Annotated in this window: 11 protein-coding genes and 1 tRNA gene; 4 read left to right on the top strand and 8 right to left on the bottom strand. The window is 58.6% G+C overall.

The features are described 5' to 3' along the window. The 3 genes from C7U61_RS10010 to C7U61_RS10000 form a co-directional block, all read right to left on the bottom strand. The coding region (locus C7U61_RS10010; RefSeq protein WP_181315829.1) for an alcohol dehydrogenase catalytic domain-containing protein at window positions 1–707 on the bottom strand (707 nt) is incomplete at its 3' end. Window positions 708–869: 162 nt separating this feature from the next. Continuing rightward, window positions 870–2879, bottom strand: coding sequence for an acetyl/propionyl/methylcrotonyl-CoA carboxylase subunit alpha (locus C7U61_RS10005; RefSeq protein ID WP_106997937.1), 2010 nt, complete (start codon window positions 2877–2879; stop codon window positions 870–872). A gap of 81 nt (window positions 2880–2960) precedes the next feature. Then, a complete protein-coding gene (locus C7U61_RS10000) occupies window positions 2961–3896 on the bottom strand; it encodes a DMT family transporter (RefSeq protein WP_106997936.1) in 936 nt (311 codons plus the stop codon). 218 nt (window positions 3897–4114) lie between these two features. On the opposite strand from C7U61_RS10000, the gene C7U61_RS09995 reads away from it, so the two are divergent. Next, window positions 4115–4537, top strand: coding sequence for a helix-turn-helix transcriptional regulator (locus C7U61_RS09995; protein WP_106997935.1), 423 nt, complete (start codon window positions 4115–4117; stop codon window positions 4535–4537). A 230-nt stretch (window positions 4538–4767) separates the two neighbouring features. Here C7U61_RS09995 and C7U61_RS09990 read toward each other — a convergent pair whose 3' ends face one another. Both C7U61_RS09990 and C7U61_RS09985 read right to left on the bottom strand, forming a co-directional pair. Next, window positions 4768–4983, bottom strand: a complete 216-nt coding sequence (locus tag C7U61_RS09990) for a hypothetical protein (protein ID WP_106997934.1) — start codon at window positions 4981–4983, stop codon at window positions 4768–4770. Window positions 4984–5278: 295 nt separating this feature from the next. Continuing rightward, a tRNA-Leu gene (locus C7U61_RS09985) sits at window positions 5279–5363 on the bottom strand. Window positions 5364–5600: 237 nt separating this feature from the next. Here C7U61_RS09985 and lipB point away from each other — a divergent pair. Then, window positions 5601–6317 carry a lipoyl(octanoyl) transferase LipB gene (gene lipB, locus C7U61_RS09980; protein ID WP_106997953.1) on the top strand — a complete coding sequence of 239 codons (717 nt, stop codon included), beginning with the start codon at window positions 5601–5603 and terminating at the stop codon, window positions 6315–6317. A 99-nt stretch (window positions 6318–6416) separates the two neighbouring features. Here lipB and C7U61_RS19510 read toward each other — a convergent pair whose 3' ends face one another. Next, a complete protein-coding gene (locus C7U61_RS19510) occupies window positions 6417–6587 on the bottom strand; it encodes a hypothetical protein (protein WP_162703340.1) in 171 nt (56 codons plus the stop codon). A 624-nt stretch (window positions 6588–7211) separates the two neighbouring features. Here C7U61_RS19510 and C7U61_RS09975 point away from each other — a divergent pair. Continuing rightward, window positions 7212–7751: a hypothetical protein gene (locus C7U61_RS09975; RefSeq protein ID WP_106997933.1), complete on the top strand. Its 540-nt coding sequence runs from the start codon at window positions 7212–7214 to the stop codon at window positions 7749–7751. A gap of 61 nt (window positions 7752–7812) precedes the next feature. Here C7U61_RS09975 and C7U61_RS09970 read toward each other — a convergent pair whose 3' ends face one another. Next, on the bottom strand, window positions 7813–8307 hold the full coding sequence (locus tag C7U61_RS09970; RefSeq protein WP_106997932.1) for a peptide deformylase: 495 nt from the start codon (window positions 8305–8307) through the stop codon (window positions 7813–7815). Between the two features lie 424 nt (window positions 8308–8731). Here C7U61_RS09970 and C7U61_RS09960 point away from each other — a divergent pair, with 424 nt between their 5' ends. Next, window positions 8732–9121, top strand: coding sequence for a MerR family DNA-binding transcriptional regulator (locus C7U61_RS09960; protein WP_106997930.1), 390 nt, complete (start codon window positions 8732–8734; stop codon window positions 9119–9121). Window positions 9122–9143: 22 nt separating this feature from the next. On the opposite strand, the gene C7U61_RS09955 is transcribed toward C7U61_RS09960, so the two are convergent. Next, window positions 9144–9617, bottom strand: coding sequence for an isoprenylcysteine carboxylmethyltransferase family protein (locus tag C7U61_RS09955; protein WP_106997929.1), 474 nt, complete (start codon window positions 9615–9617; stop codon window positions 9144–9146). Window positions 9618–9622 lie beyond the last annotated feature (5 nt).

Here is a 9622-nt window from a genome sequence, read left to right as displayed (position 1 = left end):
ACGAAATGCGTCATGCCGAAGCGCTCGCCCCAGGCCTTCTTGTCATTGTTGAGATCGACGCCGATGATCATGTCGGCGCCGGCAAGCCGCAGGCCCTGGATGACATTGAGGCCGATGCCGCCGAGACCGAAGACGATCGCGGTTGCCCCCATCTCCACCTTGGCGGTGTTGATGACGGCGCCGATGCCGGTCGTCACACCGCAGCCGATATAGCAGATCTTGTCGAAGGGGGCATCGGGATTGACCTTGGCAACGGCAATCTCCGGCAGCACGGTGTAGTTGGCGAAGGTCGAGCAGCCCATATAATGGTGGATCTTGTCCTTGCCGATCGAGAAGCGCGAGGTGCCGTCCGGCATCAAGCCCTGGCCCTGGGTCGAGCGGATCGCCGTACAGAGATTGGTCTTGCGCGAGAGGCACGAGGGGCATTCGCGGCATTCGGGCGTATAAAGGGGAATGACGTGATCGCCCTTCCTGACCGACGTCACGCCCGGTCCGACATCGACGACGATGCCGGCGCCCTCATGGCCGAGGATCGCCGGGAACAGGCCTTCCGGATCGGCACCGGACAGGGTGAAATCATCGGTATGGCAGATGCCGGTCGCCTTGACCTCAATCAGCACCTCGCCGGCCTTCGGCCCCTCCAGCTGAACCGTCATCACCTCAAGCGGCTTGCCCGCCGCAACCGCGACCGCTGCTCTTACGTCCATGATCTCATCCCTTCCTGCAGTGATTTGGTCCGCGCGACATTGGCATGGGCGCACGGCGCGGCTCAAGCCAAAATCAGACACTTAGCGTCGCAATTATCATGTTTCGGCCGAGCAAACGTCACGCAGCTTTTCGGAAATGACTGCAATGCCGACATCTTCGGATCATGCGAATTCCATGATCACGGCGTCGACGGCAAGGCTTTCGCCGGGCTTGGCGTTGATCTTGCCGATGACCAGATCGCGTTCGGCTCGCAGGACATTTTCCATCTTCATCGCTTCGACGATGGCCAGCGTTTCGCCTGCCTTGACCTCCTGTCCCTCGGCGACGGCAATCGCGACGACCAAGCCCGGCATGGGGCAGAGCAGAAGCTTTGACGTATCGGGCGGCAGTTTGACCGGCATCAGCTTGTCGAGCTCGGCCTGACGCGGCGTGAATACCTTGGCCTTGACGGAAATTCCCTGCCAGTCGATGCGCAGACCGTTGAGCACGGTGCGGATCTGAGCCGTCAGTTTACGGCCGCCGACGGTGCCGGCCCATACGGAATCGCCGGGACGCCAATCGGTAGCGACAGTGACGGTTTGGGTGCCGATCTGCATGTCCATCTCGAAGGGAATGGTCACCACGCCTTCGAGCAACGTCACAGGCAGATAATTTGCACCAAGCTTGACGACCCAGCTCTCGCGCAGCGGCGTGGCAGCTGGACGCAGCCGGTCGCCATAGCGTTCACGGCGGTTGGATTCGATCAGGCCGCAGGAAAGGGCGATTGCCGACAGCAAAGCGGTTTGCTCCTCGTCCGGCATCACCGGCGCGAAGCCATCGGGATATTCTTCGGCAATGAAGCCGGTGGAGAGGCGGCCTTCACGCCAGCGCGGATGCTTCATGAGAGCGGAGAGAAACGGCATATTATGCTCAATTCCGTCGACCACGAAGCCATCCAGGGCTTCGCCCATTGCTTCGATTGCCTCCAGCCTCGTTGGAGCCCAGGTGCAGAGTTTGGCGATCATCGGATCGTAATACATGGAGATTTCCGCGCCCTCGTAGACGCCGGTATCATTGCGCATGACCGATGTCTCCGCCTTGCCCTCGCGCGGCGGACGATAGCGCGTCAAGCGGCCGATCGACGGCAGGAAGTTGCGGTAGGGATCTTCCGCGTAAAGGCGGCTTTCGATCGCCCAGCCATTGAGCTTGATATCCGCCTGCTTGAACGGCAGCTTCTCGCCCGCGGCGACGCGGATCATCTGCTCGACGAGATCGATGCTGGTCACGAGTTCCGTCACCGGATGTTCGACCTGCAGGCGGGTATTCATCTCGAGGAAATAGAAATTCCTGTCGCGATCGACGATGAATTCGACCGTACCGGCACTTTGATAGTCCACGGCCTTGGCAAGCGCCACGGACTGTTCGCCCATGGCCTTGCGCGTTGCTTCATCCAGGAACGGCGAGGGCGCTTCTTCGATGACCTTCTGGTTTCGGCGCTGGATGGAACATTCGCGCTCGCCGAGATAGACGACATTTCCGTGAGCGTCGGCCAGTACCTGGATCTCGATGTGCCTGGGGTCTACGATGAATTTTTCGATGAAGACGCGGTCGTCGCCGAACGAGCTTTTTGCTTCCGAACGGGCACGCTCGAATCCGTCGCGCACCTCGTCCTTGCTCCAGGCGACGCGCATGCCCTTGCCGCCGCCGCCCGCAGACGCCTTGATCATGACGGGATAGCCGATCTCGGCGGCGATCCTTTCGGCATGATCGGCATCATCGATGATGCCGAGGTGGCCCGGAACGGTGGAAACCTCGGCGGCATTGGCGAATTTCTTCGATTCGATCTTGTCGCCCATGGCTTCGATCGCCCCCGGCTTCGGGCCGATGAAGACGATGCCTTCCTTCTCGAGCGCCGCGCAGAAAGAGGCGCGCTCGGAGAGGAAGCCGTAGCCCGGATGCACCGCTTCCGCACCTGCCTGCTTGCACGCAGCGATGATCTTATCGGCGACGAGATAACTTTCCGCCGCAGGCGCCGGGCCTATGCGGATTGATTCATCGGCCATTTCGACATGAAGAGCATCCCGATCGGCATCGGAATAGACGGCGACCGTCTGGATGCCCATCCGGCGCGCGGTCTTGATCACGCGGCAGGCGATCTCGCCGCGATTGGCGATCAGGATTTTCTTGAACATGCAATCTCCGCCCAATACTTCTGCTGTCTCAGCGTTTTAGCCATAAATTGGGCTGCCGGTCCATGCACAACGTGTCTGCGCTTAGACCGTTTTTGCCGATCTCGACTGCACGCGTTCCCGCCAGATGATGAAGAGACCTGAGCCGACGATGATGGCAATACCGATCCATTTGGAAAAATTGGGGAAATCACCGAAGATCGCGTAACCGAGAACGGTGGCGGAAATGATCTCAAAATATTGGAACGGAGCAAGCAGCGAAAGCGGCGCCAGCCGGAAGGCCCTGACGACGAGCATATGCGCATAGCCCGATATAGAGCCGAGAATCAGCAGAAGGACAAGGCCAAGCGACGAGGCGGGCAGGGACGGCTCGAAATCCGCAATACCGGCTGAGGAGCCGGCAAACAGGGCCAGCGCCATGAAGATGGTGCCCCCGAGACCCGCCATGATCTGCATCGTCAACGGCGAATCCGCCTCACCGACGGCGCGGTTCATGAACAGATAGAGTGCAAAGAGGAAGGCGCAGGCAATGGGCAGCAGCGCCTTCAATCCAAAAATCTCGAAACTTGGCTGGATGACGATCATCGCGCCGACGAAGCCGATGGCGATTGCCAGCCAGCGTTTCCAGCCGACCTTGTCGCCGAGAAAAAGGGCTGAAAGCGCCGTCAGCATGAAGGGCTCGACGAAATAAATGGCGAAGACATCGGCGAGCGGCATGTATTTGACGGCTGCGAAGAAGAGCAGGCTCGCAGCGCCATGCAGCGCGCCGCGCAGCAGATTCAACCAGGGGCGCTTTGCGGAAAAGGCCGACCGCCCGGTGGCAGTCGCAAGCAGCGGCAGCATGCACACAAGCTGAAAGAAGAAGCGATAGAAGGTCACTTGGCCCGGCGACATGCCTTCGAACGTCGCCATGTACTTGGCGATCGCATCCATCGTCGGCAGCAGGATCATGGAGCCTGCCATGATGGTCATGCCTCGAAGCGGATTCTGCTGTGTGGAAACGGCGGGAGAGACGGACATGGACCAACATCAAACACAGGACCAACCTGCAATCAAGACGCGCTCGAAAGCAGGCCGCAAGATAAGGTGGCAGTCCTCCCAAAATGCCATAGTTTTCCAAATGGGACAGATCACCATGGCGAGATGACGCCCTTAGACCTATCTGGAGCTTTGGAACCGGCTAAAACATGACTGCGCCGCGCAAAATCGCTGGCGCGACCAGGAAAGGGATCGCACCGATGTTCAAACCAGAACAAGAGACGACCGTTTTTTCGGATGAAGGCGATGATACGCTTGGCGGACGCCTGTCCATGGCCCGGGATGCCGCGGGCATCAGTCTGAAGACGCTTGCTGGACAGCTCGGTGTCAGCGAGGAGACGATGCTCGCATGGGAATCCGACCGCGCCGAACCCAATCCATCCGCTCTGGCGAAGATGTCAGCTCTTTTTGATGTTTCGCCGGCGTGGCTGATGACCGGAGCCGGTGACGGACCTGGAGAGGATAGCGACGAACGCGCGCTGGAAGCCGTCAGGAACGAGCTTTCGCGGCTGCGCACGGCCTATCAGGAGATCGGCCGGCTGATCGAGACGACGGCGAACCAGTTGGAACGTCTCGATCATCAAATCCGGTTGCGCAATCTCAGCAAGGATGTGGCGCATTGAATGCGACTTCCCTGGACGTGGGGCGCGGGCTTGGGCATCTCTAGCTTGGTCAGGCAATCGTACGTCGAGAATGTCGATCGCCGGCGGTTCGTTATGAGGGTCGATGTTTTCGCCCCTGATTTCGACAGGTCGGAAGCGAAAATCGTCATTCCTCTCCAATCCCTCCGTTTGGGACGAAGTATCCGCCATTTCGGACTGCGATTCGTTCTTCGGGCTCTCCTCACTCAATCTCAGTCATGTCCCCGACCGCGATAGGTGGTCGGAACGCCGGCTTTCTCATGGCATTGCGCCAGGGTTTCCAGCCATTCCGCCAATCCGGCGGGAACTTTGACGTTTCCAGCTTCCAACGCCTCCACCCATGACAGGTCACATTGCAGAGCGCTCGCCAGATTGATGGGCGTCCAACGGATATGCAAAAGGCATTCTGAAAAGCGTTCCGGTGTCATGCATCTTCCCCATGTCTGAAGGGTTTTACGGTGCCAGACAGGGGCGCGAAGTCAAGTGACCATGGAAACACGACGGCTGTTCCGGCCAATCAGAATAGGCGAACCGCCTCTGGGCATGAATTTCGTGAGCAACCTATTTTGATAATGGGGCAAGCGCCGCAATATTCCCACTGCTTCGATCAACTTACAGGCCGTCGCCGAAGCGGAGGATGGCAGGCAAACTTAATGTCCTGTTGAAACAAGCATTAACGACGCATTGTTCTGAAAACAAAAAACCCGGCCAAAGCCGGGTTCTTGGTGCGGTCGAGAAGACTCGAACTTCCACGGGTTGCCCCACAGCGACCTCAACGCTGCGCGTCTACCAATTCCGCCACGACCGCATCGTGGTAGGCCGGATTGCTCCGGCGCGGCTGCATGTAGCAAAAGCATTCGGGGGGCACAAGAGCGATATGTCAGTTTTTTTAAATTCCTTCACAGCTCCTCCGATCTGACATGTGCGAATGCTGCCGAAACGCCTTACTTGTTTGAATTTCCGCCCGAATGGCGCCATATGTGGACAATCCGTCGGCATGCAGAATTTCCACACATGCGGCCTGCGGGGCGCAAAGGACCGGCATATGCTTCGCACCGAACTTTCTCACCAGATGTTTCCTCTTCAAGGCACGCCGCCCGTCCGCTGGCGGATCGCCGACGGTTTGGTACCTTATGAGGAGGCCGTCGCCACCATGGAGGCCGAGGTCGCCGCCATTGCCCAGGGGCGGGCGCCGGAGCTCGTCTGGCTGGTCGAACATCCGCCACTCTATACAGCAGGCACCAGCGCCGACGCCGCCGATCTGATCGAGCCGGATCGATTCCCGGTCTTTGCGACCGGACGCGGCGGCGAATATACCTATCACGGGCCCGGTCAGCGCGTCGCCTATGTCATGCTGGACCTGAAGCGTCGCCGGCAGGATATCCGCGCCTTTGTGGGCGCACTTGAGGAGGTCATTATCCGCACGCTCGATTCGATGAATGTACGCGGCGAACGGCGGGAGGATCGGGTCGGCGTGTGGGTGAGGCGCCCGGAGAAGCCGACTCTGGCGGACGGTACAGTGGCGGAGGACAAGATTGCGGCGCTCGGCATCCGGGTGCGCAAATGGGTGACGTTTCATGGCCTTTCGCTGAATGTCGATCCGGATCTCGGGCATTTCAGCGGCATCATTCCTTGCGGAATCTCGGCCTATGGCGTCACCAGTCTTGTCGATCTCGGTCTGCCGGTCATGATGGCGGATGTCGATATCCGCCTTCGCGACGCATTCGAAAAAGTCTTCGGCGAAACTGTCAACGATGTATGAAGCCGTTCGGCGATCACCTGGAGACGATCCAGGATGCCGCGCTGAGTTTCTGCGCTAAGCAGGACAGGTCACACGACCGTCCAATTCACGGCGAAACTGCTATAGTTCACAGGAGAGCTCTTCGGCGTCCTCTGCCAGGGGTACTTCCAACGACTCATCCAGAATGAACCGTTTCGATTTCTCCAAAAGATCGATCCTGTCTTCTGCCTTGAGAAGATCATGCAGTTTCTGATCGCTCAGAATATTGTCACTGATGTCATGCGAGGTCATGCGGGAACTCCTTGACCTCTGCAGGCGAGAGTATGTCGTCTCTCTCAGCCGCCAGCGCCTACGGGTTCGGTAGCCAACGGTAATACAAGCCTATACTCATTTGACCGCTGTGGCGAATCATTTGGTGCATTGTCTCTCGAGGCCTGGATTGCCGGGAAAGATGTCTGAAAGAAAATGCCCTGGAAGGGAGAGCATCCAGGGCATAGAGAGGGGAACTGCACGACGGAAACTAGGGCGAGGCGGCTGCACTTCAAGACCGAAATTCACGACAGGTTGCATTTGTGTGTAATCGCTCCTATTCCTCGCGACGTCCCGGCTCCTCGTGGCAAGTCCCAATGCAACCCAAGCGCATCGTTGATCTGCGATAACAAACGCAGAATTGCAATGTGACCGGCACCATGGATTTATCCATTTCCAGTTGCATTAAACGGACCGACGAACCACCATCCAGAATTGTCCCTCCAGCCAAGTCGCTCTTTTCGATGGTTATTTTTGTACAGTTTGCGTTCATGTTCGTCCGCATATGGTGTCTTCCGTCGCCCCCAGATCGCGCGTCGATTGACAATCGACGGGGACGATACGATTAATAGTTTCGACATTCGTCATAGAGCGGAGGAAATGCCAATGACAAGTCGTGCCATTCTGTTGATGTCTCTTGCGTCTCTCACAGTTGTAGGCTCGATGGGCCTCGCTTCTTCGGCTTCTGCGCTAACCATGAAAGAGTGCAGCGCCAAATATCAGGCCGCCAAGACGGCTGGTACCTTGAACGGCCAGAAGTGGAATGACTTCCGCGCAACGCAGTGCAGTGCGGACGCCAGTGCCACAACGACGACCGCTGCTCCGGCAACCACCGCACCGGCGGCTACGACGCCTGCCAAGCCGGCGAAGACCACTGCGGCAGCCAAGGTCGATGCCAGCGAACCCGACGCGACCAAGCCTCCGGCATCCGAGCCGGCAAAGCCGACCACGGCTGCGCCGGCCGGCGTGACCTTCCCGGCAAAGATCGACCCGAAATATGCGACCGAGACGCCAGGCAAGGGCCGCTTCCACACCTGCGTCGACGCATATAACGCCGCCAAGGCCAGCAACTCGCTCGGCGGCCTGAAGTGGGTCCAGAAGGGCGGTGGCTACTACAGCCTCTGCAATTCCAAGCTCAAGGGCTGATTGTCGAGTTTTATCGACGACTGGACGGGCGCTTTCGGGCGCCCGTTTCCGTTTGCCTATATCAATCCCGCATCTTTTCCCATTTCTTCACCAGCCGATCGCGCTTGAGCTTGGACAGCCGCTGCAGCCAGAAAATACCGTCCAGCTGATCGATCTCATGCTGGATGCAGATGGCCAGAAAGTCATGTGCTTCCGCTTCATGGATTTCGCCGGCGGTATCCCGATAGCGAAAGCGGATCGATTTTGGCCTGACGATCTCCTCCGTCACTCCAGGCATGGAAACACTGCCCTCCGTCTGCCGCACGGTTTCCGCTGACAACCATAGGATTTCGGGATTGATATAGGTGCGCACGCCATCCTCGCGGCTGAGTTCGATCACGACCACCCGCTTGAGCACGCCTATATGCGGGCCGGTTATGCCGACGCCGGGCGCGGCCCGCATTGTGTCCAGCAGGTCATCGACAAGCATCCGCAGATCGTCATCGAACGCAGTCACGGCAGTGGAGGGGCTTCGCAGCAGCGGATCGGGAAAGCGGATGATGGGACGGACTGACACGGCACTCTCTATCGGGAATGGAAGAACATTTGGCAGGGGCAGGATAAGAGGAAGATTATGGCGGCACCAGCTCCCGACGATCACGCCTTCTCCAAAGCTTTTTCTATCCGATTGTTTTATATCAATTTCAAACAGGCGCAGAAGGGGGAAGTAAGCGCACATGGTTCTGACGAGGGTCGTCTGCCGGCTGAAGACAATCGCTGCATTTCGGCATTTCCACTTTGCCGCACCGATTCGGGTCTGAATTTCCGAGGCGTCACCTATCCCGGTGAGGGCTGCAAGCGGATCCTATGAGGAATTTCGACCTCGAGCGCATGCAAGTCGGTGGCTTGCGCGGCATCCGGCGGCCCGGGAGCTCATCTGGGAAAATTGACTATTACGTAAAAGTCAATATTATGACCGGCAGCAGATTAGGGGCGGATTCTTGGTCGACGGATACTATAGCATAACGGAGCTCACTCGGGAATTCGGGATTTCGACCCGAACGTTGAGGTTCTATGAGGACGAAGGCCTCATCCACCCTGAGCGCAGAGGCCGCACGCGCCTGTTCCGCCCGGCCGACCGGCGCCTGATCATGGAAATCCTGCGCGGCCGCCGCATCGGCTTCACCATTGCCGAAATTCGCGAGATCATTCAGGTCTACAAGGAGCCTCCGGGCGAGATCGGCCAGCTGAAGCTGCTGATGAAACGCGTCGACGAAAAGCGCGATGAGCTACGCCAGAAGCGCAAGGATATCGACGATACGCTGAGCGAACTCGATAATGTCGAGGAAGCCTGCCTCGGGCGCCTGGCTGAAATCGGCGTTGGGACCTGATGCGCTTTAAGCCTTCAGCTTGTCAAAGCCAGCGGCGCGTCCGTTTGCAGTAAAATTCGAATTCACAGCCGAATCGCGAGAGGAGATGCATCTCCTCACAACGGATGACGAGCAACGTCGTCAAGGCGGCTGCCCCTGCTGCCATGGCCAGGAACCAGAGGTTGCCGATCAGCAGGCCGAGGCCTGCGGTCAGCAAGGTATAGCCGAGATAGGTCGGATTGCGGGTGAAGCGAAAGGGGCCGGTGGTCACGAGATGGGCTGTACAGCGCTGCGTCAGCACGGTCGTACGGCGTTCCATCAGCGTCTTGACGGCCCAGACATTCAATGTCACCGCAAAGACAGTCAGGAGCGCGCCTACCATCCAGGAAACCAGCGCCCAGATGAAGGACAAAGGCAAGGGATACCGTCGTTGCAGAGACAGCGCTGCTATGACGGCCAGGCTATAGAGCAGCGGCGGCCACGGAAAACTCAGCGACTTCGAACGATAGGCATTCATAGAAT

The sequence above is a fragment of the Rhizobium sp. JAB6 genome, assembly GCF_003024605.1.
Taxonomy (GTDB): domain Bacteria; phylum Pseudomonadota; class Alphaproteobacteria; order Rhizobiales; family Rhizobiaceae; genus Rhizobium.
Note: the sequence above shows the minus strand (reverse complement) of the source record. Positions and strands in the feature narration are given on the sequence as shown.

Coding starts and splice junctions, on each gene's coding strand:
- C7U61_RS19510 (WP_162703340.1), bottom strand. CDS start 6,587: ATGACCTCGCATGACATCAGTGACAATATTCTGAGCGATCAGAAACTG.
- C7U61_RS09975 (WP_106997933.1), top strand. CDS start 7,212: ATGACAAGTCGTGCCATTCTGTTGATGTCTCTTGCGTCTCTCACAGTT.
- lipB (WP_106997953.1), top strand. CDS start 5,601: ATGCTTCGCACCGAACTTTCTCACCAGATGTTTCCTCTTCAAGGCACG.
- C7U61_RS10000 (WP_106997936.1), bottom strand. CDS start 3,896: ATGTCCGTCTCTCCCGCCGTTTCCACACAGCAGAATCCGCTTCGAGGC.
- C7U61_RS09990 (WP_106997934.1), bottom strand. CDS start 4,983: ATGACACCGGAACGCTTTTCAGAATGCCTTTTGCATATCCGTTGGACG.
- C7U61_RS10005 (WP_106997937.1), bottom strand. CDS start 2,879: ATGTTCAAGAAAATCCTGATCGCCAATCGCGGCGAGATCGCCTGCCGC.
- C7U61_RS09955 (WP_106997929.1), bottom strand. CDS start 9,617: ATGAATGCCTATCGTTCGAAGTCGCTGAGTTTTCCGTGGCCGCCGCTG.
- C7U61_RS09995 (WP_106997935.1), top strand. CDS start 4,115: ATGTTCAAACCAGAACAAGAGACGACCGTTTTTTCGGATGAAGGCGAT.